Source organism: Klebsiella sp. CD33, assembly GCF_051992865.1.
In the GTDB taxonomy this organism is placed as follows: Bacteria; Pseudomonadota; Gammaproteobacteria; order Enterobacterales; family Enterobacteriaceae; genus Klebsiella; species Klebsiella pneumoniae.
The window spans coordinates 1281503-1307842 of sequence record NZ_CP197023.1 but is presented as its reverse complement, the minus strand read 5'-3'; the positions used below and the strand labels follow the sequence as shown (position 1 = coordinate 1307842).

Below are 26340 nucleotides of genomic sequence, written 5' to 3'. Positions count from 1 at the left end.
CCGGCATGGCGGCCACAAAAAACCCGCCGAAGCGGGTTTAATGATTATTTGCTTTTCTTGATGTGCTTGATCAAGCGCTTACGTTTACGCATCTGGTTCGGCGTCAGGGTGTTACGCTTGTTAGCGAACGGGTTTTCCCCTTCCTTGAACTGGATCCGGATCGGCGTGCCCATCACGTCCAGGGATTTACGGAAGTAGTTCATCAGATAGCGCTTGTAGGAATCCGGCAGATCCTTGACCTGGTTACCGTGGATCACCACGATAGGCGGGTTGTAGCCCCCGGCGTGGGCGTATTTCAGCTTCACGCGACGGCCACGCACCAGCGGTGGCTGATGATCTTCCGCCGCCATGTTCATGATCCGGGTCAGCATCGCGGTGCTTACGCGGCGCGTAGCGCTGTCGTAGGCTTCGCGTACCGATTCAAACAGGTTGCCGACGCCGCTGCCGTGCAGGGCGGAGATGAAGTGCACCCGGGCAAAGTCGATAAAGCCCAGACGATAGTCGAGGGTCTCCTTCACCTGCTCCTTCACTTCCTGACTCAGGCCATCCCACTTGTTAACGACGATCACCAGCGAACGGCCGCTGTTAAGAATAAAGCCCAGCAGCGAGAGGTCCTGGTCGGAGATCCCTTCGCGAGCATCGATCACCAGCAGCACGACGTTGGCGTCTTCAATCGCCTGCAGCGTTTTGATCACCGAGAACTTTTCCACTACGTCGGTGATTTTCCCGCGCTTGCGCACCCCGGCGGTATCGATGAGCACGTATTCGCGCTCGTCACGCTGCATCGGGATATAAATGCTGTCACGGGTGGTGCCCGGCATATCGTAGACCACCACGCGATCTTCACCGAGGATGCGATTGGTGAGGGTTGATTTACCGACATTAGGACGCCCGACAATCGCCAGCTTGATCGGCAGATCCTGCGGATTGAAGTCGTCTTCCGGCTCTTCTTCCGCTTCGCCATTCTGCTCGGCTTCGAATTTCGCCCAATATTCGGCGTCTTCATCCACTTCTTCCTGCGGATTAACCTCATCGACCCATGGCAGCAGGGCCTGCTCCAGCAGGCTGGTCACGCCGCGGCCGTGCGAAGCGGCAATCGGATAGATATCGCCCAGACCGAGCGACCAGAAGTCCGCCATTGCCTGGTCGACGTCGATGCCGTCGGTTTTGTTAGCCACCAGGAAGGTGGGCTTTTCACGAGAGCGCAGGTGTTTAGCGATCGCGATGTCCGCCGGCATCAGGCCCGCGCGCGCATCGACCATAAACAGCACCACATCGGCCTCTTCGATTGCCAGCAGCGACTGCTCCGCCATCCGGGTTTCCACGCCCTCTTCCGTACCATCAATACCACCGGTATCGATACAGATGAATTCGCGGCCTTCGACTTCGGCCCGACCGTACTTACGGTCACGAGTCAGCCCCGGGAAATCCGCAACCAGCGCATCACGAGTGCGCGTCAGGCGGTTAAAGAGCGTGGATTTTCCAACGTTAGGGCGCCCGACAAGCGCGACCACAGGTATCATGTTAAATGCCTCATACAATCACTAAGCAACATCGTCTTAACGACGTTTTTAAAAAAGTCAAAACGGCCCCTGTCTGCCAGGGGCCGTTTCTTAATCACTCACGACAGCGGTAATTAACGCGTAATCGCGTACAGCGTACCGTCTTTCGCCTGGATCAGCAGTCGACCATCGGCAACCACCGGGTCGGTCAGGAAGCCGGAACTATCGACTTTCTGCTGCGCCACAAAATGGCCATCTTCCGGATTAATCCAGTGCATGTAGCCTTCGCTATCGCCGACGACCAGATTGCCATTATACAACACCGGCGCGGTCAGCAAACGGTGCAGCAGATCGCTTTGCGTCCACAGGGTTACACCGCCGTCGGTGGTCAGTGCCAGCAGGCGATCGTTCTGGTCAACCAGGTAGATACGGTTACCATCGACGATGAAATCATTCACCGAACCCAGCTCGCGTTTCCACATAATCTGGCCGCTACGCAGGTCCAGCGCGGTCAGGTTGCCGTTATAAGCCAGCGCATAAACCACACCGTTAACGATGATCGGCGTCGTGTCGACGTCGTTCAGGCGGTCAATTTCCGTCGGGCCGGTGGCCGTAGAAATACGCTGCTGCCAAATCATCTGCCCCTGCTGCATCAATACTGCACTGACGCGGCCGTTGTCGCCGCCGACGATCGCCGCGCCGTAGGCGGTCGCAGGCGCAGACTCGCCGCGCAGGGAGAGCGCCGGCATATCGAGGTTAACGGTCCACTTCACGGCCCCATCGGTCTCGTTTAGCGCCTGCAGCTGGCCGTTGCTGGTATGCACCAGCACCATGCCATCGCTCACCACCGGACGCGACAGCGCCTCGCCGGCGACACGGGTTTGCCAGGCCACGGTACCATCGCTGGTATTCAGCGCATACAGCTGCGCTTTCTCGCTGCCGATATAAACATGGCCGCCAGAGACGGTCACCCCGCCGGAAAGCAGCGCTGGCGTGCGCGAGAACCAACCATCTTTCTCCGCCAGATTCACCGACCACACCTCTTTGCCGTCGTCGGCGTTCAGCGCTTTGACGGTGCCTTTACGGTCAGCAGCATACACTACGCCGTCGGCAAAGGCCGGATGAAGGTTAGAGTAAAATTCGCCGATACCATCGCCAACCGAGGTGCTCCAGGACGTGGACGGCGTAAACTGATTTTCTACCGTCGGCAGCGGTGACATTTTCACCACATCTTCTTCGCTATTAAACAGCGAACACCCGCTCAGCAAGGTAACGGAAAGCAGCCCTGGCAACAGTAATTTACGCAATTGCATCGAGTCCCTCTCAGATGGACAAATTATTCATTTTCATACGCATCATTTCGCTGAGCGCAGGAGAAGCATCGCTTTTCACGCCAGCTTCCCACGCCGCACGGGCCCCTTGCTTATCGCCTTTGCTCAACAGAATTTCGCCGCGCAAATCGGCCACAATGGCGGTCCAGCCCTCACCTTTGATGCTGTCGAGGGTTTTCAGCGCCGCATCAGCCTGTTTCATTTGCAGCTGAACGCGGGCCAGACGCATACTGATAACCGATTTCAGATTATCATCAGATGCGGCCGCCAGCCCCTGCTGCAGCTGCTTTTCAGCGTTCGGCAGATCGTTCTGTTCAACAAAATGCTGTGCCAGCTCGAGAGAGGCGAAGGCGCCGTAGGTATTTTTATTGTCAGCCGCGAATTTCTCTGCCCCTGACAGCACTTCTGGCGTATTCGATTTCAGCGCGGAAGTCGCCTTCTCGTAAGCCAGCGACGCGTCTCTGGCGGTATCCTGCTGATGGGAGGTCCAGTAGCGCCAGCCAACCAGCGCGCCAATCCCTAAAATCACCCCGACCGCCAGCGCTTTGCCGTTTTCGGCAAAGAAACGCTTCAGCGCATCGACCTGATCGTTCTCGTTGTTAAAAGTTTCCACGCAGTCCTTCTCCTGACTAATAATTCCCGGGAGATTAACCCAGAAGTGTGCGCAAATGCGCGGCAACGCTCTCCTGCGTTACGGTAGTTTGCTCACCTGAGCGTAAATCCTTCACTACCACGTTTCCGTCAGCAATCTCTGACTCACCGACCACCAGCGCGACGCGCGCCCCCCACTTGTCAGCGCGGGCGAACTGCTTCTTAAAGTTGCCGCCGCCGTGGTTGGTCATCAGCTTCACGCCGGGCAGCGCATCGCGAACCTGCTCAGCCAGACGCATTGCAGCAGACTGAGTATCGGTCCCGGAGGCTACCAGGTATATATCGACAACAGGATCGGCTTTAAATTCCGGATTCACTGCCTGGACCAGTAAAACAAGACGTTCCAGCCCCATGGCAAAACCCACGCCCGGGGTAGCGCGACCGCCCAGCTGCTCAACCAGGCCGTCGTAACGACCGCCGGCGCAGACGGTGCCCTGGGAACCAAGGCTGGTGGTCACCCACTCGAACACGGTGCGGTTATAGTAATCAAGGCCGCGCACCAGGCGCTGGTTGACGGTGTAGCGGATCCCGGCATCGTCAAGCAACGCGCACAGGCCGGCAAAGTGGGCTTTCGACTCTTCGTCAAGATAATCGCCGAGCGCCGGCGCGTCGTTGAGCAGCGCCTGAACGTCCGGGTTTTTGGAGTCCAGCACCCGCAGCGGGTTGGTATACATCCGGCGTTTACTGTCTTCATCCAGTTTATCGGTAAACTGCTCCAGGTATGCCACCAGCGCGTCGCGGTAGTTGGCGCGCGCTTCCAGCGAACCGATGGAGTTCAGCTCCAGGCTGACGTGCTCGGAGATGCCCAGCTCACGCCACCAGCGCGCGGTCAGCATAATCAGCTCCGCGTCGATGTCCGGGCCCTGCAGGCCAAACACTTCGGCGCCGATCTGGTGGAACTGGCGGTAGCGACCTTTCTGCGGGCGCTCGTGACGGAACATTGGCCCGACGTACCACAGACGCTGTTCTTGATTGTACAGCAGACCATGTTCGATGCCGGCACGTACGCAGCCCGCCGTCCCTTCCGGACGCAGCGTCAGGCTGTCGCCATTGCGGTCTTCGAAGGTATACATCTCTTTTTCAACCACGTCGGTCACTTCGCCGATCGCGCGTTTGAATAACGGGGTCTGCTCTACAATCGGCAAACGGATTTCGCTGTAACCGTAGCTACCGAGCACCTGCTTCAGTGAGCCTTCAATGCGCTGCCAGAGAGCGGTTTCGCCCGGCAGATAATCGTTCATGCCACGGATGGCTTGAATGTTCTTTGCCACGTTTATTCTCTTTATATATACAAAAATGAACCCCGGCGCCTCGCGCCCGCAGGTTCAATCATACACGGGAAGCGTATCGCTTCCCAACACGTTATTTTGCTTCAACCTGTTGAACGTCAATCCGACGGGCTTCATCGAGCATCGAGGCTTTGGCGCGGATCCGCGCTTCCAGCTGGTCGATCATGTCGTTGTTATCCAGGCGATCTTTACGCACGCCGTCTTCATACAGGCCGCTTTTCTTGTTGCCGCCGGTGACGCCAAGGGTGGAGACCAGCGCTTCGCCCGGGCCGTTCACCACGCATCCGATGATCGAAACATCCATCGGGGTGATGATATCTTCCAGACGCTGCTCCAGGGCATTCACCGTACCGATAACGTCAAACTCCTGGCGTGAACAGGTCGGGCAGGCGATAAAGTTAATGCCGCGGGAACGAATACGCAGAGATTTGAGGATATCGAAGCCGACCTTGATCTCTTCCACCGGATCCGCCGCCAGCGAGACGCGCAGCGTATCGCCGATCCCCTCGGACAGCAGTAGTCCCAGACCGATCGCCGATTTTACCGCGCCGCTGCGCGCGCCGCCCGCTTCGGTGATCCCAAGATGCAGCGGCTGATCGATCTGTTTCGCCAGCAGACGATAGGATTCCACCGCCAGGAAGACATCGGAGGCTTTAACGCTGACTTTAAACTGATCGAAGTTCAGACGATCGAGATGATCGACATGACGCATGGCGGATTCGAGCAGCGCCTGCGGCGTCGGCTCGCCATATTTTTCCTGCAGATCTTTTTCCAGCGAGCCGGCGTTGACGCCGATGCGGATCGGGATGTTTTTATCGCGAGCGCAATCTACAACCATGCGGATGCGCTCTTCGTTGCCGATGTTGCCCGGGTTGATACGCAGGCAGTCGACGCCATATTCCGCCACTTTCAGCGCAATACGGTAGTCAAAGTGGATATCGGCTACCAGCGGGACGTTAACCTGCTGTTTGATAAGTTTGAACGCCTCAGCAGCGTCCATCGTCGGAACAGAGACACGGACAATGTCCGCGCCTACGCGCTCTAACGCTTTGATTTGATTTACGGTCGCCGCCACATCGGTGGTGCGCGTATTGGTCATTGACTGAACGGCGATGGGAGCCCCATCGCCAATTGGCACATTACCAACGTAAATACGTTTAGATTTTCTACGTTGAATCGGAGCCTGGTTATGCATGAAAAATCTCCCGCGTTACCCGTCTGTTACTGCGCCGGTGATGATTCGGCATTGAGGGTCAGACGCGCAACCTGGTTAGTTCTGATAAAACGACTTAAATCGACAGGCTTGCCCAGATACTGGATCTGTACCGCGGCCGGGGCGCCAATTTTCAGCTTATACGGCGCCTGACCGCTCAGGTTCAGGTTACCGCCTTTACGCTGCAGGCCGCTGAACAGTTTTTTACCGGTGGCATCGCTCACTTCCAGCCAGCAGTCGGCGGAAAAGTTCATCACCAGATCCTGCGCCGACGCCGCCGGAGTCGTGACGTTCGCCTGATCGGTCGGCAACGGCGAGGCTGGGGTGGTAGCCGGAGCTGCCGGCGTCGTCCCCGCGGTATCGACATTGGCCTGGGAAGGGGCCACGACAGCGTTATTATCCGCTGGCGTCTGGGCCGGCGCGCTGGTGGTCGGTGCGCTGGCGGTATCGGTTGGCGCGCTGTTCGCGGCGCTATCGGCGGTCGGGGCTGCAGGGGCGCTGGTATCCAGCGGCACGTTCTGGCTGTTGGCGTCGCCGCCGTTCAGCTCAGCGGAAGACTGATCGGCCATGGTCGAAATCTCTTCCTGCTGCGCCTTATGGTCTTGCCACCACCAGGCGCCGCTCAGACCGATAACCACAAACAGCACCAGCCAGGTGAAGCTCATCAGCCAGCCGTCGCGCTTTTTGCGGCGCTTGCCTAAAGAGAAACTCTGCATTGGCGCGACTTTCGCCGCGCGGATGGGCGCCTGCTTGGCCATCATCGGCAGCAGCTCGTCTTCTGGAATATGTACGAGGCGAGCGTAGGAGCGGATGTACCCGCGCAGGAAGGTGGAGGCGAGGTCGGCGGGGGCCTTATCGTCTTCAATATCACGAACCGTGGACACCTTCAGGCATAAGCGTTCGGCCACCGCTTGCTGGCTAAGTCCGAGTTGTTCGCGGGCGTGACGCAGACGCGCGCCCGTGGTGTTTGCTTCTTGATGATCTTGAGTGGCTTCAGTATTCATTCGCTACAACTACTGGTACGTGAAATTTAAAGTTCAGCGCGGGAAAAAGCCGGCGCCGCGAGACATCTGTGCTACGTCAGCCTCACAGTATAGGACTGTCAGCCGCGCGATCACAGAGACGAATCAAAATTGAATGCTAAGCGGTTGTTGTGCCGCTACATACTGCCTCAAAGTCGACAAAAACGCACCGTAATTATTAACCGAATCAGCGTATTTCGCCTGGCTATCGGCCATAAATATGACCCGTGCCGCCTGCGCTGCACGGGTCATCATTTGTCAGACCGCTTTTACGTCAATCGCTTCGCCCTGCATCCGCTTACGCAGCGTACGCTTGGTACGGTCAATGACGTCGCCCGCCAGCTGGCCGCAGGCGGCATCGATATCGTCGCCGCGCGTTTTACGCACGATGGTCGTAAAGCCGTACTCCATCAGGACTTTGGAGAAACGGTCAATGCGGCTGTTGGAGCTGCGGCCATACGGCGCGCCCGGGAACGGGTTCCATGGGATCAGGTTGATCTTGCACGGCGTATCTTTCAGCAGCGCCGCCAGCTCATGGGCGTGCTCGGTGCCGTCGTTGACGTGATCCAGCATCACGTACTCGATGGTCACCCGGCCCTGGTTGGCGTTGGACTTCGAAATATAGCCGCGCACCGAGTTGAGGAACGTCTCGATGTTGTACTTTTTGTTGATCGGGACGATTTCGTCGCGAATGGTGTCGTTCGGCGCGTGCAAGGAGATCGCCAGCGCAACGTCGATCATATCGCCGAGTTTATCCAGCGCCGGCACCACGCCGGAGGTAGACAAGGTCACACGACGCTTGGAAAGGCCAAAGCCGAAATCGTCGAGCATGATTTCCATCGCCGGAACGACGTTGTTGAGGTTCAGCAGCGGCTCGCCCATGCCCATCATTACTACGTTGGTAATGGGACGCACGCCGGTGGTCTTCACCGCGCCGACGATCTTCGCCGCGCGCCAGACCTGGCCGATAATTTCGGATACCCGCAGGTTGCGGTTAAAGCCCTGCTGGGCGGTGGAGCAGAATTTGCACTCCAGCGCGCAGCCTACCTGGGAGGAGACGCACAGGGTGGCGCGGTCTTCTTCCGGGATATAGACGGTCTCGACGCGCTGATCGCCAACGGCAATCGCCCATTTAATGGTCCCGTCGGTTGAGCGTTGCTCTTCAACCACTTCCGGGGCGCGGATCTCCGCCACTTCTTTCAGTTTACTGCGCAGGACTTTGTTGATGTCGGTCATCTCATCAAAGTCGTCGCAGCAGTAGTGATACATCCATTTCATCACCTGATCGGCGCGGAAAGGCTTCTCGCCCATGTTTTTGAAAAACTCGCGCATCTGCTGACGGTTTAAATCCAGCAGGTTGATTTTGGCATCTTTGTTCGGCACCGTCAGAGCGGCGGTATCAGGCGTGACAATTTGTTCAGACATAATATTTTCCGGCCTCGTTATTACACGTTATGGCCCCAGGTGGGTTGAAAAAGAAACGCCCCGGAGAGCGACTGCTCGTCCAGGGGCGCTATATTCTACAAATTCTGGCGCATCATTGCCACGTTTGCACAAAGCAATGAAAAAAAATCTGTAACTGACTGCTCAATCCTCTAAGGCTTTTCGATTGTCGCAAGGCGGCAAGCAAGTGACAAATTCGTCGGGAACGAATTTGACCAGCCGTAGGCTGGCCTCCGGTGAGAGGCAGGAGCCTCTCATTAATCCCCGGGAGCATAGATAACTATGTGACCGGGGTGAACGCGCGCAGCCAACGCCGCGACGGTCGAAAAGACGAGGTTTGTATCTCCAAAGTATTTCAGGTCACAGCGAGACGGCGAGTTCGCAAATCCCCGGGAGCATAGATAACTATGTGACCGGGGTGCGCGAAGGAAGCCAACAATGCTGTGGCGTGAAAGACGCAGGAGATTAGCGAGTGCGCGGGCAAACCTCGCCTTCAGCAAAGAAGAACGCGATTTCGCGGGCAGCGGATTCTACAGAGTCGGAACCGTGGGTGCCGTTCTCGGTGAAGCTGTCAGCGTAGTCAGCGCGCAGGGTACCCGCCAGGGCGTTTGCCGGATTGGTGGCGCCCAGCAGGTCACGGTGACGCTGTACCGCATTTTCGCCTTCCAGAACGGAAACCACGATCGGGCCGGAGGTCATGAACTCAACCAGACCGTCGAAGAACGGGCGACCTTCGTGCTCAGCATAGAAACCACGAGCCTGTTCAACGGTCAGGTGCAGCATTTTGGTGCCGACGATTTTGAACCCTGCAGCTTCAAAGCGGGAAAAGATGCTGCCAATAACGTTTTTTGCCACCGCGTTTGGTTTGATGATGGAAAAAGTACGTTCAATAGCCATGATTACCTCTAATTAAATGTTCTGTTGTTGCACATACGATTGTATGGCCTGGCGCGCATTATAATGAGCATCCCCGCCCCTGCCTACGGATGAAGGTAACATTTTGTTAAAATAAGATGAGTATTGAAAACACAAACCGCCAACAACAAATTTACCCTGGTTATTGCAGGGTAAAGCTGGCGGCTGCCGTCTGACCCGCTTCATCCATCACCACCAACTGCCACTCGCCGGGTTTATCCAGCGTTAGCGTGGTTCTTGCGCCGGCGGCCTCTAACGGTTCGCCATTAATAAACCACCAGCGCCGCCCCTCCCCACCGCTGGTTTGTAGCGGCAACATCACCCGCGCCTCACCCGGGAGACGTTTTATCACTGCCCCATCACGGATGCCGGACAGCACCAGCGGCGCGGTATCCTGAGTCTGTAACGGCGGGCATGACTCCGATGCCGGTCCCAGGCGCGCGCGCCGCCTTTCGCTGGCCGGCAGCCAGGGATCCAGCGGCAGCGGCCAGACTTCGACCTGGCTTTCCCGAGCGCCGGGACAATCCGCCGCCACCCGTTCGCCGTGTTCATTGCGCCACACCGGGAAGCGGATCCCGCGTACGCTCTCCTGCCCCGGCAGCAGCAGGGTCGGCGGCTGGCTGGCATCCAAAAGCCAGCTGGCCAGGCGACGACGACAGTTGCTGTCGCCCGCCGGCAGATCCTGCCCGCCAGGCCAGCAGATTGTCCCCTGGCTGACCGTTGCCGGGCGCGGATCGCTCGGCAGCCCGCCGCGGCTCATCGCCGGGCGGGCCAGCAGCAGATTATTGACCTGGTTGAGCAGCGGCACGGCGCTGGCGAAGCCAAACTGGCCCACCACCGGCGTACCGTCCGGGCGCCCGGTCCAGATGCCTATCAGATATCGCGCATTGAGGCCGACCGCCCACGCGTCGCGATAGCCGTAGCTGGTGCCGGTTTTCCACGCCAGCGGCACCGCCTGCGGCAGCGAGGCATCGGGAACCGGTTGCGCTTCGCCGGCCAAAATACGCCGGACGATCCATGCCGCCCCGGGCGACATCAGCGCGCGCTCGGTCAATGGATCGCTCGGCTTCAGGCGCAGCCGCGCCGCCTTGCCATGGCGGGCGAAGGCGCTGTACGCCGCGACAATATCTTCCAGCCGCGCCCCGGCGCCGCCGAGGATTAGCGACAGATTCGGCTCTGCGCCAGCGGGCAGCGTCAGGGGCAGCCCGGCGTTGCGTAAATTAGCCGCAAAGCGTTTTGGTCCATAGGCTTCGAGCACCTGCACCGCCGGCAGATTCAGCGAACGCACCAGAGCCTCGCTGGCGCTCACCGGGCCATGAAACCCGCTGTCGAAATTACCGGGGCGATAATCGCTAAAACGCCGTGGCACATCCTGTAATAGCGATGCCGGGTGAATCAGCCCCTCATCCATCGCCATCGCGTAGATAAAGGGTTTCAGCACCGACCCCGGCGAGCGTACCGCCGCGACCATATCAATATGGCCGAAGCGGCTGTCGTCGGTGATATCCGCCGAGCCCACCCAGCCGCGAACTTTCATATCCGTGTGGTCGACGACAATCATCGCCAGCGAACTGCGCGGCGGCAGGCGCGATTTCCAGTTCAGCGCCAGATCTTCCAGTTGCCGCTGCAGTCCGGCATCCAGAGTCGTCACCACCTTTTCATCACGACTGGTCGCCAGCGCCCGGCGTGAAAAAAGCGGCGCCAGCTGTGGCATCTGGCGCGGAAACAGCCATACTGGCTCCTCCATCGCTTCCTTTACCGCCTGCTCCGGCCAGACGCCCTGGCTGACCATTCGCGTAAGCACTTTATCACGCGCCGCCTGGGCCCGCTGCGGCCAGCGGTCCGGACGTAAACGACTGGGCGCCTGGGGAAGTACCGCCAGCAGCGCCGCCTCGCCGTAGCTAAGACTGGCAGGCGGCTTACCGAGATAGGCCCAGCTGGCCGCGCCGATCCCCTGCAGGGTGCCGCCAAACGGCGCGCGGTTCAAATAGAGGGTTAGAATGTCGCTTTTTGACAGATGCCACTCCAGCTGCAGCGCTCGCCACAGCTGGCGCAGCTTGCCGCCGAAGGTGCGTGGATGGGGATCAAGCAGGCGTGCCACCTGCATGGTAAGCGTGCTGCCGCCCGAGATAACTCGCCCGGAAGTAAGATCCTGCCAGGCGGCGCGCAGCACCGCGAAGGGATTGACCCCCGGATGGCGCCAGAACCAGCGGTCTTCATACTGGATGAGCGCCTGCAGATAGCGCGGCGACACGTCGGCGAGCGTGACCGGATAACGCCAGACGCCCTGCGCGTCGGCAAACCGCCACAGCGGCGTCCCGTCTTCCGCCACCACCACACGGGCAGACGTGACGTCATGCAGCGGCAGCGGCCACAGGCGATCGGCCGCCAGCACCGCCAGCCACAGCAGAAAAATAAACGCCGCCAGCCAGCGCCAGCGGCGTTTTACCCGAGGCAATACGCGCATTTACGGCATCACGGTGAGCGGACCGCTGGCCGCTCCTGTCGCCCGCCACTGCGGCGCATACATCGATTCCACCTGCGGCTGCGGGACCTGATAAGTGCCCGGCGTCACCGCCCGCGCCAGATAGACCAGCGTCACCGGCTGGCCTTCATTGACAGCGACGGCGGCGACGAAACGGTCATCGCGGAACTCGATATGCTGAATATCCGCCTGCTGCATCTGGTTAAGCAGGTTTTGCACCGCGTCGCCATTCTCCTGCAGGCTGGCGCTGCTGTTGGCCAGATTCTGGTTTTCCAGCTCCAGACCGGCTGGCAACAGATCAACCACCAGCGCGTCAGGCACGTTGCGTTTGGCGGTCACCTCCAGCTTGACGAGCACCAGTTCGCCGCTGCGCAGTGAAGACAGCGATTTCTGCTGCCCCTGGGTATCGAAAATAGTGCGTTCAATCCCCAGGACGTTACCGCCCGGCTGCGGCGCGCTTTGTGGATAGCCGCTGCTGTCGAGACGCAGCCACAGCGGCTGACTGCCGGTATTACTCACCTGCAGCGCCGCCAGCCGATCGCCGTCGAGATTGCGGGTTTGCGCTTTGTCGCCGGCCAGCGGCCCCGCCTGCAGCGAGGTTTGCGCCTGCCAGCTGCCCGGCAGGTCCGCCAGCGTACGTCCGGCAAGGAACAAGGCGTTGGTTTCCTGGGTCGACAGCCAGCGCTGGCCATAGGCCTCTTCCGACAGCGTGCTTAACAGCTGAGTTTGCACCTCCGGCAGCAGCTTATTCTCTTCCAGCAGCGCCAGCTTCAGGGCGTTATCGCGCAGCGGGCTACCGTAATCGCCCAGCCAACGATTCTCATCCTGGCGCGGGGTGGCAATCGCCAGCTTCAGGGCGGCGTCGCCGCGCGGCGCATCGCCCATGGTTTTCAGCGCAATGCCGAGCTGCAGCAGCGGCAAGCCGGATCGCGCCTGGTCGTGACGGCTCCAGATTTCACGCAAGGCGCCGAGCGGCGCTTTTTGCTGACGCGCCAGCACCAGCGCGGCATAGGCCTGAGCGGCAAAGCGGCTAGCCTGGGCGTCGTCGCTGTAGCGCACGGTCATCAGGCCCGGCTCCTGCAGATAGCGCAGCAGGCGTTCGTTACCTTTATTAATGGCGTTGACCGGTACGCTATAGCCCTGCTCGCTGGCGCGCACGAGGAAGTCCATGGCGTAGGCGGTCAGCCAGTACTCTTCCGGCCCCTCTCTATCCCATAGCGCAAAGCCGCCGTTTTCCAGCTGCATCTGCAGCAGGCGTGAAATACCGACATCGATGGCCGCGCGGCGTTTTTCGTCGCTGTCCCCGCTAATGCCCAGCGCCTTTAGCTGCGCCGCGCTGGTATACAGGGACGGGAACAGGCCGCTGGCGGTCTGCTCAAGGCAGCCGTAAGGATAGGCTTTCAGTTCGCGGATATAGCGGGCGAGATTCAACGGTGGTTTACCGCTGAGCAGCAGTTGGCCCTGCAGCGTTTGCGGGGCAAAGCCCTGGCTCTGCGCCGCCGGCGGCTGCCAGCTTTCACCTGGCTGCAGCACTGCACCGCTGTTGACGGTCTGTGCCGGGTACGCCGGACGCACGCCGATTTTCCACTGTTTTTGCAGCGGGGCGAAGGTTTCGCCCGGCAGGCTCAGGCCGCTGATGGTGGCATTAACCTGACCATCGCCGAAGCCCGCCAGCGCGCTCACTGGTATAAACAGCGTGCTGCGCGCCCCCGGCGCCAGTTGCACCGGCGGCAGTTGGCCCTCGGTCAAGGTCACCAGCCCGCTGGCGGTAAGATGTACCTGCAGGGTTTGCGGTTTATCGGTCAGATTGCTGAGATCCAGCGCCAGCCGTGTAGTATCGCCGCTGGCGAGGAAGCGCGGAGTGTTCAGCTCGGCGATGACCGGGGCGGCCACCACCACTTTATCTTCGCTGCTGCCGAAGTCATCCGCCGTCCACGCCTGGGCCATCACCCGCAGCTCGCCGTTAAAATCGCCAATGGGTAACGTCACCTTGCCTTCGCCCTGATCGTTCAATACCACCGGCTGCGCCTGCTGGGCGACGATAGTCACGTGGTTGACCGGCGGTTTGCCGCCGCGTTTTAACTCGTCGCCATCGCCGCCGAAGCGCAGGCTGGCCACACGTCCCTGCCCTTCGATCACCTGGCCGTAGATGTCATAGATATCTGCGCCGTAACGCTTCTGGCCAAAGAAGGCGTTCCACGGATCCGGGGTAGCGTAATCGGTGATATTCAGTACCCCGCTATCCACCGCCGAGAGCAGGACATTGACCTGTTTCGGCGCCTCGCCCTCTTTGACGCTGGCTTTCACTTTCACCGTCAGCGGCTGGTTGGGGCGCATTTTGTCCGGGGCCTCCAGCGCCAGCGTCAGGCGACGGTTTTCATCGCCCAGCGGCAGATGCAGCAGGCCCACCGCGCGTTTCGGCGTTGCCGAGCGCGATTTATCGCCGGGACGAACCACCAGCGTGCTGAGGTAGAGGTCGTGGCGATTCCAGGTTTTATCCACCGGGATCGACAGGTCCATCCCCTCCGCCGGGACGTCAATTTCCTGCCACCACAGCGGCCCTTCGCTGGATTCCACCATTGCGTAGCCTTTACCCGCCGCCGGGGCGGCGATGTGCAGCCTGATGGTGTCGCCCGGTTTATAGCTCGGTTTATCCAGCTTCATGGTGACCCGGTCAGGACGCGCCGCGCCGGCGCCTTCGCTGTTATCCTGCCAGCTGTAGCCCGCCCAGAAGCGCACGCTGCTGACCACGTCGTCCGGTCCTTTCACCTCCAGGCGATAGGATCCCCACTCCACCGGGAAGCTCACTTTGCCGATCTGGCCGGCCTGCAGGTCCAGCGACTCCTCGCCCTCCTGCAGATCTTTTTGATCGAACTGCGACTGCCAGCCTTCGCTGTCGGACCAGTTCCAGTAGTAGTCGCGCCGCTCGCGGATCAGCCGCACCTGGAGACTGGAGATCGCTTTTTTCTCGCCTTTGACGTCGGCATAGACGATATCAAACGCGGCGTTACTGTTTTCATCCACCACCGGCTGTTTGACGGTGGTATCGGTGCGGTAATCGTAAACGTCCTTCAGCGTAAATTGCGGGCGGATCCCCGGCAGCGCTTCGGCGGGCCAGATCGGCTGCTTAACCATACGGGTCACCGGGCGACCGCCGGATTCCAGCAGGCTGGCCTGCAGCACCACCTGCAGCGGCGAGTGGCTATCCTGCCACTGGCTTGAGGTGGTCACTTCGCCATGGCCTTTTTCGTCCAGCGTCAGCTGGACTTCATCCAGACTACGGGAGAGGTTTTCTTCCGCAATATCGCCGAACTGGAAGCCCGGCAGCGCAGCGACGGCGTCGCGCAGCGGGCGCAGGAACAGCTTGCCCTGCAGCTGGTTGCCGCTGGCCGGCGCGCCGTAGAGATAAGCGCCGCTAACGCCAAAGGTGACGTCGGCATCCGGCGCGACTGGCGCGGCCTGCGGCGTCAGGTTCAGGGCCATGCGTTCCGGCATAAAGTCTTCAACGTGGAAATCCCATTCGCGCGGCTGATTGTCGCCGGCGCTGGCGCGAATGTGCCACATGCCGGTAGCCGCGCCGCTGTCGAGCGGATAAGTAAACTGGTACAGGCCATTCACTGGTTTACTCATCACCGAGCGGATCACCTGGCCGTCCGGCTGAACCACCTCCAGTTTCACCGGCTGCTCCGCCAGCGGCTTGCCGTCGCTATCGCGCAACAGCGCATTAAGGATCACCGTTTCGCCGGGACGATAGAGATCGCGCGGGCCAAACATAAAGAACTGTTTGCTAAAGCCGGGCGCGCCTGCGATAGAGAATTCCGCCAGATCCAGCGCCGGCAGCTTGAGGTCGAGGAGCGTGGTCTGCCCCTCTTTGCGCGCCAGCAGCAGCGCGGCTTCTTTATCGGTTTGCAGGGTGACGTGGCCCTGGCTGTCGCTTTTCGCTTCCGCCAGGGTCTGCCCTTTGGCATTGAGCAACTGCACCTCAATACCCGACTGGGCGGCGCCGTTTTCCAGACTCTGGGTAAAAACGTCCAGCCGGTTATGGTAGCGATGCGCCGAGACGCCGATATCGCTGAGGGTAAACAGCGTCGCCGCGTTGCTGTAGCTATAACGGCCCGCCGGGTTCATGACCGCCACGTAGACGCCAGGCTGCTGGAGCGGCTTGATGTCGCTCAGCGGCAGCAGCAGCTTTTCGCGAGTATTACGCGCCGGGTTGAGATCGAAGCGGCCGCTGTAGACCAGATCCGCCATCTTCAGCAGTTCATCAGATTCCCAGTTGCTTAACGAGTTACGGTATTCCCACTGACTGACAAAGGCGGAGAGCGATTCCGGCTTAATGCGGAAGAAATTAACGTCGACATTATCGACGTTAAGCGCCATCACCGGCAGCCCGGCGATCACGTTGCCCGGCAGCAGCGAGCCGCGGCTGGCAAACCCAACGCTCGGTGCGATATCGCGGGTGGTCAGGGTCTTCTCAAACGGTTTGTCGAGCGTCGCCTTGTTCAGGGCGGTCAGCGTCGGGTCGACCGAGACAATCAGCTCGCGCTTTGGCTCAAGGTGACGCAGACGCAGCTCTTTCAGATTCGGCGCCAGCTCCCAGGCACCGTCCACCTTACCGCTTTTCTTGTCGACCAGATGCACGCTGCGCGAGAAATCCTGGTCCGGCTGCAGCGGGACGGAAAACGTCAGCACCAGGGTCGCGGCGCCATCCAGTTGCACCTCCGAGGCGTCGAGGAGCGTCAGCGCTTTACCCTGGCTTTTTTCCGCCAGCGCCGCCAGCTGGGCGCGGTCCGGTTTTGCCGTCGCGCCTGGGTTGCTATCCGCGGCTGGCGCCGGGGCCGAGGCCTGCGGTGTACCGCTGTCATCACACCCGGTTAATGAAAATGCGGTAAGGAGCGCCAGTGATAGCGCCGCTAAACGAAATGGTTTCATCCTTCTAACCCCTCGGCCGATGAGCCTGATGCAATTTGTCACATTTATTATGCGTTATGGCGGCGCTTCTCAACAGTGACGAAGCGGGTTTCTGCCGATTAATCAGAAAAGTGCCGTGACGCCGTCCCCACTCTGGCGTCCTTAACTTGTCAGCGCCAGCTAAAACGCCGACAATTCAGTCATGAATAATAAAACGGAGGCACCTATGTCCACCTCGTTTTTTGTCGCTGCCGACTGGCTGGCAGAACATATTGATGACCCGGAAATTCAGATTATCGACGCCCGCATGGCGCCCGCCGGGCAGGAGGCCCTGCGGGATATGGCCGCGGAATACCGCGCCGGCCATGTGCCGAACGCGCTGTTTTTCGATATCGAGGCGCTATCCGACCACACCAGTCCGCTGCCGCATATGATGCCGCGGGCCGAAGCGTTTGCCGTCGCCATGCGCGAACTGGGCGTCTGCAGCGATAAGCATCTGGTGGTCTATGACGAAGGCAATCTGTTTTCCGCCCCGCGCGCGTGGTGGATGCTGCGCACCTTTGGCGTAGAGAAGGTGTCAATTCTGGCCGGCGGACTGGAGGGCTGGCGGCGCGACGAACTGCCTCTGGAACAAGGGATGCCGGAGGTGGCCGAAGGGGAATTCGACGTGCGGTTCGATCCTCAGCAAATTAAGCGTCTGACCGACGTCCTGTTGGTCAGCCATGAAGGATCGGCGCAGATTGTCGATGCCCGTCCGGCGGCCCGGTTTAACGGCCAGGCCGACGAACCGCGCCCGGGCCTGCGCCGCGGGCATATCCCCGGCGCGCTGAACGTACCGTGGACGGATCTGGTGATTAACGGCGAACTGAAAACCGTTGACGAGCTGAACGACATCTTTTTACGTCAGGGTGTCGATTTTGAACGGCCGATCATCGCCAGCTGCGGCTCGGGGGTGACGGCGGCGGTGGTCGTGCTGGCGCTCACCACGCTTGGCGTGAACGGCGTCTGCCTGTATGACGGCTCCTGGAGCGAATGGGGCGCGCGGAGCGATCTGCCGATTGAACCGGCCCCTGCCGCTCCGTAAACACGGCGTGACCGCGGGCCTCCCGTTCCGCGGTCACTAAATAATTTCTGATTTTCTCTCCCACTTTCTTCTGCTTCTCGCTAAACCGGTTACTCTGTACTGCCGCAGGGCTTGTTCCTGCCGAGTTCGCTTTGCCTGATGGGGAGGCAGAGCACTGGTACAGAATTCCTCAGGGCTGATAGCGCATCCAGTCCATCCCAATCTGATGTCACCACAAGGAGTGAAAATGGCATTAGTCTCTAACCCACATTCGGCTTATTCACCGCGCCTTCCCTGGCTGGGAGGTATAGCTGGCCTGCTGGCAGGCGGCGCGATCCTTTATTTTTGGCCGCAATGGAACCGGACATGGCTAAGCCTGGTGCCTGCGCCAGTCTCCGTGTATACCCGCTTTCTCGGGGTCACTCTCGAAGACGTTCCGTTAGTCACCTATTGCCATCAGGCGCTGCTGGGTTTTCTGATGGTGCTGCTCGCGCCCGGTTACGGTAAGTCGACCCTTGCCGCGTGGATGATGCATAACCCAGCGTCAAGCCGTCGCTGGCCCGGCGAGGTATTCCGTGCCTGGGTCACAAAATTTGGCCTGCTGGTCATTGTCTTTTGCAATCTGTTCTTTTTGTCCCGGGTCCCATCCGGAACCCTGGCGTTATATATTTTTATTCTCCAGCACATCAGCGTTGCCGCGGCGGTGGCGTCAGGGGTGCTGCTCCTGCGTGACGCCCGGCGCCTGGCCCGCACGTTCGACGCTCAGCTGGCGGACCTGCGTCTTCTCATGATACTTACCCTCGGGTTCCAGACGATTTTGCCGGCGCAGATCGCGCTGATGAGCGCCCGGGGCGTGAATACGCCGCTGGGCTGGTACATTGTTATCGCGCAAATGGCAGGGGTGTTACTGGCGTTTATGCTGGTCGGCGGGCTGGTGGCAGCGCTACGTTCTCTGCTGGGCGAAGAGAGGTGCCGGGCCTGGCGCGGGGATATGGCGCTCTTCAACGGCATTGTCACGCTGTGCGTGACGGGATTTCTCCTCTATCACATGGTGTCTGCCTATCCGCGAATCTTTGCCGCCCTGCATTAGCTTTTGCCACCCCGCTTTTGTGCCTCGAACTGGAAGCATAAAGAAACAGCGGGGGCTGCCGCCCCCGCTGTCAGATAATGCGGTTCTGCTTAAAATCGCGCAGGAAGCTGCCCCAGCGCTTTTCATAGAACGGCGTGATATGGGCAATCATAAAATGGCTGATGCCCTTCTCGCCTTCCACCACCTGGCAAATATCGATCGGTTCGTCGCCTGGCAAGGTATCGGTGGCCACGCTGCCGGTGGTCTGGATAATGGCTTCAATATCCCCTTCCGCTTCAATCCCGATCAATAAGTTGGCCGGCGCATCGGCGCGCTCTTTAATCGAGCACAGAAACGCCCGCTTGACGGTCTTCAGCGTTTTGAACAACGTGGTCAGCGAATCGACCATCTGCGCCGGCGGTTCGGCGACTTCAGACAGCAGCAGCGCTTCGCCGCCTTCCAGTACCGTCTGGGTGCTCAGTGGGCTGCCCTCTTCGCCTAACAGATGGCTGATTTCCCGTGGGGTGAACTCTTTGCCGCTCGGCAGCTTCGGGTTGAGGAATAACGATTCGCCCAGCGTCATCGCCATCAGCGTGCGGGCCGGCATCATCACGAAAGCCTGTTCATCCGCCACCGCCTGCTGCAGCGCCTCCAGCGAGGTAAAGAATGGGATCACCGAGGTACCGTCGTCTTTTTCCCAATGCTGCAGATCCAGCGCGCTATCTTCGACAATCTGCTCGCCATCGGCTGCCCTGCCCGGCACCCAGACGGTGGCCTCCAGCAGCGCGCTGAAAAATGCCGGACGATGGGCGGGCTCAGTCGCCGCTTTTTCCAGCAGGGTTTCTAATTCATTTTTTGTATCTGACATAGTTTGGCTACTTCACAATGAATTGCCCGGCGGCCATTCGTCCACGCGGACATATGGTTTTCCTGGCCGGGTAAGCGCAGCGCCACCCGGCAAGGCCATTACTCAGCTGTCAGCAGGTTAGCAATGGTACGCACGCCAAGCCCGGTGGCGCCCGCCGACCACTGCTCAACGGCAGATTTGCGGTAGGTTGCCGAACAGTCGATATGCAGCCAACCCTGATGGTAGTTTTCCACGAAGTGGGACAGGAAGCCCGCCGCGGTGCTGGCGCCAGCCGGATAGGCCGCGCTACCGGTGTTGTTCAGGTCAGCAAAGTTGGACGGCAGCTGGTTGCGGTGGAACTCGGCCAGCGGCAGACGCCAGAAGGCTTCGTTTTCCGCCTGAGCGCTCGCCAGCAGGCGATTCGCCAGCGCATCGTCAAAGCTGAACAGCGCGTGGTAATCATTGCCCAACGCGGTTTTCGCCGCGCCGGTCAGGGTGGCGGCGTCGATGATCAGCTCTGGCTTCTGCGCCGAGGCGTCAATCAGGCCATCCGCCAGCACCAGGCGGCCTTCCGCGTCAGTGTTCATGACTTCAACGGTTTTGCCGTTGCGATAATGAATAATATCGCCCAGTTTGAAGGCGTTACCGCTGATCAGGTTGTCGGCGCAGCACAGGAACAGCTTCACACGTTTGTTCAGACCGCGGGTAATGGCGAAAGCCAGCGCGCCGGTGATAGTCGCCGCACCGCCCATATCGGATTTCATCGAATCCATAAAGGCGCTTTGCTTGATGCTGTAGCCGCCGGAATCAAAGGTGATGCCTTTGCCCACCAGGCAGGCGTATACCGGCGCCTCTTTATCGCCGGTCGGGTTGTAGTCCAGCGCCAGCAGGACCGGCGGGCGCTCGGAGCCGCGGCCCACGGTATGCAGACCAAGATAGCCCTGCTCGCGCAGATCTTCACCTTTGGTGATGCGATAGCTAATCTTCTCACCCGCCACGCCGCACAGCAGGTCGACAGCGCGCTGCGCCAGCTGCTCCGGACCCAGCTCTTCCGCCGGCGCATTGATGGTGTCGCGCACCCAGTCGATGATCGTCAGGCGGTTATCCAGCTCGCTGCGCTGCGCGTCGTCAAGGGATGGCCATTCGACCTGACGCTGACCTTTCGGCCCTTTATAGCCGGCCCAAAAGGCCCAGGCGCGATCGGTGTTCCAGCCTTCGCCGCTCAGGGCGACGTGCTTGATGCCCATGCCGTCAATTTTGCGCGCCGCGCGCTGGATAAGCCCGAGGTCGTCTTTACCGTTGAGATGTAGAGCGATGCCGTCGTTATTGATGCTCCAGGTCGCTTTTTCTCCCCAGCGTCCATCGGCTGGCTGAGTAGAAAGCGTAATCTTCATAGATTCGGTCATTATCATTATCCTTCTTAGCAAACGGGCCACCCTATGGCAGCCCGTTAAAATGTTTTCGCTTAACGCGAAATTATTCGGCCTCGTCTAGCCAGACTAGCAGAATCGCCTCGAGAATTTTTTCATTGGATGCGTTTGGATCATCATCAAACTCTTCCAAATCGCAAATCCACTGATGCATGTCGGTAAAGCGAACGGTTTTCGGGTCGAGATCCGGGTAAGCGTCATACAAGGCTTCGCCGATTTCGCGACTGTCGGTCCATTTCAGTGCCATATTAGTGCTCGCGTGCGTGGTTGATGGTGTAACGCGGGATCTCAACGACCAGATCTTCGTCGGTGACGCGCGCCTGGCAGCTCAGACGGCTGTCAGGTTCCAGCCCCCAGGCTTTATCCAGCATGTCGTCTTCATCTTCGCTACTTTCCGCCAGCGAGTCAAAACCTTCACGCACGATGCAGTGGCAGGTGGTGCAGGCACAGGATTTTTCGCAGGCGTGTTCAATTTCGATACCGCTACGCAGCGCGGCATCGAGAATGGTTTCACCGGTCACAGCTTCCACAACGATGCCATCCGGACACAGGTCCTGGTGGGGCAGAAATACAATTTTTGGCATTTTAAACCTCGTCCACGGATTGGCCTTTCAGCGCGATACGGACCGACTGATCCATACGGCGAGCGGCGAATTCCTGGGTTTGTGTGTCGATATTTTTAATCGCTTCTTTAATCGCGTCAGCGTCGTCGCCTGCCGCGGCGGCGCGTACCTGCTCCGCAGCGGCATCGATGGCCTGACGCTCCGCGGCGCTTAACAGCGCGGCGTCGGCGGCCAGCGCGCTTGTCAGGCTCTCCAGTACGCGCGCGGCTTCCACTTTCTGTTCAGCCAGCATGCGCGCCTGAATATCCTGTTCGGCGTAGCTCATCGAATCTTTAATCATGGTGGCGATTTCGCCATCGGTCAGACCGTAAGACGGTTTCACCTGGATGGAGGCTTCCACGCCGGTCGATTTTTCCATCGCCGTAACGCTCAGCAGGCCATCGGCATCCACCTGGAAGGTAACGCGAATATGCGCCCCGCCCGCCGGCAGCGCCGGGATACCGCGCAGCGCAAAGCGCGCCAGCGAACGGCAATCCTGGACCAGCTCACGCTCGCCCTGCATCACGTGAATGGACATCGCCGTCTGGCCATCTTTGAAGGTGGTAAACTCCTGCGCGCGGGCCACCGGAATGGTGGTATTACGCGGGATCACTTTCTCCACCAGGCCGCCCATGGTTTCCAGGCCTAACGACAGCGGGATAACGTCGAGCAGCAGCAGTTCGCTGTCCGGCTTGTTGCCCACCAGGATATCGGCCTGGATCGCCGCGCCGATGGCGACAACTTTGTCCGGGTCAATGGAGGTCAGCGGAGTGCGACCGAAGAACTCGCCAACGCGCTCACGCACCAGCGGCACGCGGGTCGAACCGCCGACCATCACCACTTCCAGCACTTCTTGCGCTTCAACGCCAGCGTCTTTTAGCGCCCGACGGCAGGCCATCAGGGTACGTTTTACCAGCGGGGCAATCAGATCGTTAAACTGGCTGCGGGTGATATCGCCCTGCCAGCCGCCGACCTCGACGTGCGCTGCCTCGGCATCGCTCAAGGCGATTTTCGCCGCGATGGCGGCATCCAGCAGCTCACGCTGCAGACGGTTATCGCTGCGGTCGCTGAAGCCCGCCTGCTCGCGCAGGTAGTCAGCCAGCAGGTGATCGAAATCATCGCCGCCGAGAGCCGAGTCGCCGCCGGTGGCCAGCACTTCAAACACCCCGCGGCTTAAACGCAGAATGGAGATATCAAAGGTGCCGCCGCCGAGATCGTAGACCGCAATCACCCCTTCCTGGCCGGAGTCGAGGCCGTAGGCAATAGCCGCCGCGGTCGGCTCATTGAGCAGGCGCAGCACGTGCAGGCCCGCCAGACGCGCCGCGTCTTTGGTTCCCTGGCGCTGAGCGTCATCGAAGTAAGCGGGAACGGTAATGACCACGCCGTCGAGTTCGCCGGCCAGCGCTTCGGTCGCCCGGGCGGCCAGCGCTTTGAGGATATCGGCGGAGACGCGAATCGGGTTCAGCAGGCCGCCGGCGGTCTGGATCATCGGCAGGCCGTTTTCACTGGCCTGCAGCTGATACGGCAGATGCGGGTAACGGTTTTGAATATCGGCGAGGGAGCGCCCCATCATCCGCTTCACGGAGCTGATGGTATTGGCAGGATCCTGAGCGGCGTTAAGCCGGGCGTCATAGCCGACGGTCAGCCCCGAAGCGTGGTAGTTCACCACCGACGGCAGCAGATAGCGGCCTTGATGATCGGGCAGAGTCTCGGCCTGGCCGCTACGCACGGTAGCCACCAGAGAATTGGTGGTGCCCAGGTCGATACCGGCCGCCAGACGACGCTGGTGCGGCGCGGCGCTCAGGCCGGGCTCACTAATTTGTAATAAGGCCATAATTGCTTCCGAAAATTAAAAATCGAGCAGTTTTTCTTCGAGTTCTTCAGCACTGCTGCGCAGTTTATCGAGGAAACGGAGCTTACGAACCGTGTCCGCCGCCGCCTCCCAGCTCTCATTATGCAATTGGTCAACCATCAGCTGCTGACGGGTATCAAACAGCGCTTTCACCCGTTTGATAAAACCTTCCAGCCGCGCGTCGTCTTTCGCCTGGCCGATCTCATCCAGCTCTTCGCGCAATTCCAGCTGTTCCATCAGGAACGCGGTATCGCGAACGGTATGCTGCTCGCTGGCCAGATCGAAGCCATGCAGCGAAAGGAGATATTCTGCGCGAGTCAGCGGATGGCGCAGCGTCTGCCAGGCCTGGTTTATAGTGGCGGAATGCTGAACCGCCGCAAGCTGTTCCGCCGCAGGCGCGCTGGCAAATTTATCCGGATGGTACTGGCGCTGCAGATCCTGATACCGGACAGCCAGTTGTTCAAGCGAGAGGGTATAGCTGGCTGGTAACCCGAAGAGGGTGAAATAGTCCATAGTAACCTCAGGGTCATGCATCTAAATTAAAACCCCACGCGCGGCGTGACCGCGGTGGGGTTGAGGAGTACCGATTATACGTTAAAGCTTTCGCCGCAGCCGCACTCATCTTTGACGTTAGGGTTAGTGAATTTGAACCCTTCGTTGAGGCCTTCTTTGACGAAGTCCAGCTGAGTGCCGTCGAGGAATTGCAGACTTTTGCCGTCGATCACGACCTTCACGCCTTTGTCTTCAAACACGGTGTCTTCAGCCGCCGGCTCGTCAACAAACTCCAGTACATAGGCCATACCCGAGCAGCCGGAGGTTCTTACGCCCAGGCGCAGGCCAAACCCTTTACCGCGGTTCGCCAGGAAGGCATTGACTCGCGCTGCTGCACTGTCGCTAAGAGTAATCGACATAACAAAACCTCAACTAATTATTTTGCTTCACGTTTGCTTTTGTAATCCGCAATCGCGGCTTTAATCGCGTCTTCCGCCAGGATCGAGCAGTGGATTTTCACCGGCGGCAGTTCCAGTTCATCGGCGATATCGGTGTTCTTGATCGCCTGCGCTTCGTCCAGCGATTTGCCCTTCACCCACTCGGTAACCAGGGAGCTGGAAGCGATAGCGGAACCGCAGCCGTAGGTCTTGAAGCGCGCGTCTTCAATGATGCCTTCATTGTTGACTTTAATCTGCAGCTTCATCACGTCGCCGCAGGCCGGCGCGCCGACCATGCCGCTGCCGACGTTCTCGTCGCTGTTGTCAAAAGAGCCGACGTTGCGCGGATTCTCGTAATGATCGATAACTTTTTCGCTGTAAGCCATGATGAATTCTCCTTATTGGTGCCGAATTAGTGATGTGACCATTCAATGCTGTTCAGATCCACGCCCTGTTTGAACATTTCCCACAGCGGAGAAAGCTCGCGCAGACGGCCAATGGATTTGCGAATCAGATCGATGGCATAGTCAATCTCTTCTTCGGTAGTGAAACGACCTAAAGAGAAACGAATAGAACTGTGCGCCAGTTCATCAGTCATGCCTAACGCGCGCAGCACGTAGGATGGCTCAAGGCTCGCGGAAGTACAGGCTGAACCGGAGGAAACCGCCAGGTCTTTCAGCGCCATAATCAGCGACTCGCCTTCAACATAGTTGAAGCTGACGTTAAGAATGTTCGGCGCGCCCTGCTCGAGGTCGCCGTTGAGGTACACTTCTTCCATATCCTTCACGCCGTTCCACAGACGGTTGCGCAGCGTGCGCAGACGCGCCATCTCGCTTTCCATCTCTTCTTTGGCGATACGGTAAGCTTCACCCATGCCGACGATCTGGTGAACAGGCAGAGTACCGGAACGCATACCGCGCTCGTGGCCGCCGCCGTGGATTTGCGCTTCGATACGAATACGCGGCTTACGACGCACGTACAGCGCGCCGATGCCTTTCGGACCGTAGATTTTGTGACCGGAGAAGGACATCAGGTCAACTTTCAGCTGGCTCAGATCGATAGGCAGCTTGCCCACGCTCTGGGTGGCGTCTACGTGGTAAATGATACCGCGGGCGCGACACATCTCGCCGATGGTAGCGATATCCTGCACCACGCCGATTTCGTTATTCACATGCATGATGGAAACCAGGATGGTGTCGTCACGCATCGCTGCTTCCAGCTCTTTCAGATCGATAATCCCGTTGCTCTGCGGCGCCAGGTAGGTCACTTCGAAGCCTTCGCGCTCCAGCTGACGGCAGGTATCCAGAACCGCTTTATGCTCGGTTTTGCTGGTGATGATGTGCTTGCCTTTTTTCTGATAAAAGTTGGCTGCACCCTTGATCGCCAGGTTGTCGGATTCAGTCGCACCAGAGGTAAAGACGATTTCGCGCGGGTCGGCGCCGACCAGCTCGGCAATCTGATTGCGGGCGATATCAACCGCCTCTTCAGCCTGCCAGCCAAAACGGTGGGAACGGGAGGCCGGGTTACCAAAGGTCCCGTCCATGGTCAGGAACTGCATCATTTTCTCGGCAACACGCGGGTCCACCGGCGTGGTTGCGGAGTAATCGAGGTAAATCGGTAATTTCATTGCTCTTAAACTCCGTACATCACTCAATGCAAGGAATCAGGCAACCGGCTTGATGTACGACCGAGTACACGGAATGTCGGAGCATCCCGGCCTGATTCTGAAAGCTCTTTATAATCGTTGTCCCGCCGTTTCGCGCCGCCTTGCCCTGTCAGCCGCAGC

General features: G+C 59.5%; 21 protein-coding genes. 2 read left to right on the top strand and 19 right to left on the bottom strand.

The annotated features are described in order from the left end of the window. Positions 1-44 precede the first annotated feature (44 nt). From der to ACR809_RS06435, 10 genes are all read right to left on the bottom strand, one after another. On the bottom strand, positions 45-1523 hold the full coding sequence (gene der, locus ACR809_RS06480) for a ribosome biogenesis GTPase Der (protein ID WP_004144309.1): 1479 nt from the start codon (positions 1521-1523) through the stop codon (positions 45-47). A 113-nt stretch (positions 1524-1636) separates the two neighbouring features. Beyond that, positions 1637-2815 carry an outer membrane protein assembly factor BamB gene (bamB, locus tag ACR809_RS06475; RefSeq protein ID WP_004180889.1) on the bottom strand — a complete coding sequence of 393 codons (1179 nt, stop codon included), beginning with the start codon at positions 2813-2815 and terminating at the stop codon, positions 1637-1639. Positions 2816-2825: 10 nt separating this feature from the next. Beyond that, a complete protein-coding gene (locus tag ACR809_RS06470) occupies positions 2826-3446 on the bottom strand; it encodes a YfgM family protein (protein WP_002913890.1) in 621 nt (206 codons plus the stop codon). Between the two features lie 34 nt (positions 3447-3480). Next, positions 3481-4755: a histidine--tRNA ligase gene (hisS, locus tag ACR809_RS06465; protein ID WP_004149335.1), complete on the bottom strand. Its 1275-nt coding sequence runs from the start codon at positions 4753-4755 to the stop codon at positions 3481-3483. Positions 4756-4846: 91 nt separating this feature from the next. Further along, on the bottom strand, positions 4847-5968 hold the full coding sequence (gene ispG, locus ACR809_RS06460; RefSeq protein ID WP_002913892.1) for a flavodoxin-dependent (E)-4-hydroxy-3-methylbut-2-enyl-diphosphate synthase: 1122 nt from the start codon (positions 5966-5968) through the stop codon (positions 4847-4849). A gap of 26 nt (positions 5969-5994) precedes the next feature. Next, positions 5995-6990, bottom strand: coding sequence for a cytoskeleton protein RodZ (rodZ, locus tag ACR809_RS06455; RefSeq protein ID WP_004149336.1), 996 nt, complete (start codon positions 6988-6990; stop codon positions 5995-5997). Positions 6991-7266: 276 nt separating this feature from the next. Then, positions 7267-8433 carry a bifunctional tRNA (adenosine(37)-C2)-methyltransferase TrmG/ribosomal RNA large subunit methyltransferase RlmN gene (locus tag ACR809_RS06450; RefSeq protein WP_002913894.1) on the bottom strand — a complete coding sequence of 389 codons (1167 nt, stop codon included), beginning with the start codon at positions 8431-8433 and terminating at the stop codon, positions 7267-7269. Between the two features lie 483 nt (positions 8434-8916). Further along, positions 8917-9348, bottom strand: a complete 432-nt coding sequence (ndk, locus tag ACR809_RS06445; RefSeq protein WP_004144312.1) for a nucleoside-diphosphate kinase — start codon at positions 9346-9348, stop codon at positions 8917-8919. A gap of 160 nt (positions 9349-9508) precedes the next feature. Further along, complete coding sequence (gene pbpC / locus ACR809_RS06440) at positions 9509-11833, bottom strand: peptidoglycan glycosyltransferase PbpC (protein WP_122051113.1); 2325 nt, start codon at positions 11831-11833, stop codon at positions 9509-9511. Continuing rightward, positions 11834-16783 (bottom strand): alpha-2-macroglobulin family protein, encoded by a 4950-nt coding sequence (locus ACR809_RS06435; RefSeq protein WP_122051112.1) that lies wholly within the window; start codon positions 16781-16783, stop codon positions 11834-11836. A 205-nt stretch (positions 16784-16988) separates the two neighbouring features. Here ACR809_RS06435 and sseA point away from each other — a divergent pair, with 205 nt between their 5' ends. Then, entirely contained in the window at positions 16989-17846 is an 858-nt protein-coding gene (gene sseA / locus ACR809_RS06430) for a 3-mercaptopyruvate sulfurtransferase (protein ID WP_002913950.1), read from the top strand. Positions 17847-18072: 226 nt separating this feature from the next. After that, positions 18073-18915 (top strand): hypothetical protein, encoded by an 843-nt coding sequence (locus ACR809_RS06425; RefSeq protein ID WP_004180898.1) that lies wholly within the window; start codon positions 18073-18075, stop codon positions 18913-18915. 70 nt (positions 18916-18985) lie between these two features. Here ACR809_RS06425 and sseB read toward each other — a convergent pair whose 3' ends face one another. The 9 genes from sseB to iscS all read right to left on the bottom strand — a co-directional run bounded on the left by sseB (position 18986) and on the right by iscS (position 26181). Beyond that, positions 18986-19762 (bottom strand): enhanced serine sensitivity protein SseB, encoded by a 777-nt coding sequence (sseB, locus tag ACR809_RS06420; protein WP_002913952.1) that lies wholly within the window; start codon positions 19760-19762, stop codon positions 18986-18988. A gap of 98 nt (positions 19763-19860) precedes the next feature. Beyond that, positions 19861-21147 (bottom strand): aminopeptidase PepB, encoded by a 1287-nt coding sequence (pepB, locus tag ACR809_RS06415; protein ID WP_122051111.1) that lies wholly within the window; start codon positions 21145-21147, stop codon positions 19861-19863. A 70-nt stretch (positions 21148-21217) separates the two neighbouring features. After that, entirely contained in the window at positions 21218-21418 is a 201-nt protein-coding gene (gene iscX, locus ACR809_RS06410) for a Fe-S cluster assembly protein IscX (protein ID WP_002913954.1), read from the bottom strand. 1 nt (position 21419) lies between these two features. Further along, positions 21420-21755 carry an ISC system 2Fe-2S type ferredoxin gene (gene fdx / locus ACR809_RS06405; protein WP_015875087.1) on the bottom strand — a complete coding sequence of 112 codons (336 nt, stop codon included), beginning with the start codon at positions 21753-21755 and terminating at the stop codon, positions 21420-21422. 1 nt (position 21756) lies between these two features. Then, positions 21757-23607, bottom strand: coding sequence for a Fe-S protein assembly chaperone HscA (hscA, locus tag ACR809_RS06400; protein ID WP_004149343.1), 1851 nt, complete (start codon positions 23605-23607; stop codon positions 21757-21759). Between the two features lie 15 nt (positions 23608-23622). Then, a complete protein-coding gene (hscB, locus tag ACR809_RS06395; protein WP_004174835.1) occupies positions 23623-24138 on the bottom strand; it encodes a co-chaperone HscB in 516 nt (171 codons plus the stop codon). A 74-nt stretch (positions 24139-24212) separates the two neighbouring features. After that, complete coding sequence (iscA, locus tag ACR809_RS06390; protein ID WP_002913979.1) at positions 24213-24536, bottom strand: iron-sulfur cluster assembly protein IscA; 324 nt, start codon at positions 24534-24536, stop codon at positions 24213-24215. A gap of 17 nt (positions 24537-24553) precedes the next feature. Then, positions 24554-24940, bottom strand: coding sequence for a Fe-S cluster assembly scaffold IscU (iscU, locus tag ACR809_RS06385; RefSeq protein WP_002913991.1), 387 nt, complete (start codon positions 24938-24940; stop codon positions 24554-24556). Between the two features lie 26 nt (positions 24941-24966). Further along, positions 24967-26181: a cysteine desulfurase gene (iscS, locus tag ACR809_RS06380; RefSeq protein ID WP_002913992.1), complete on the bottom strand. Its 1215-nt coding sequence runs from the start codon at positions 26179-26181 to the stop codon at positions 24967-24969. Positions 26182-26340 lie beyond the last annotated feature (159 nt).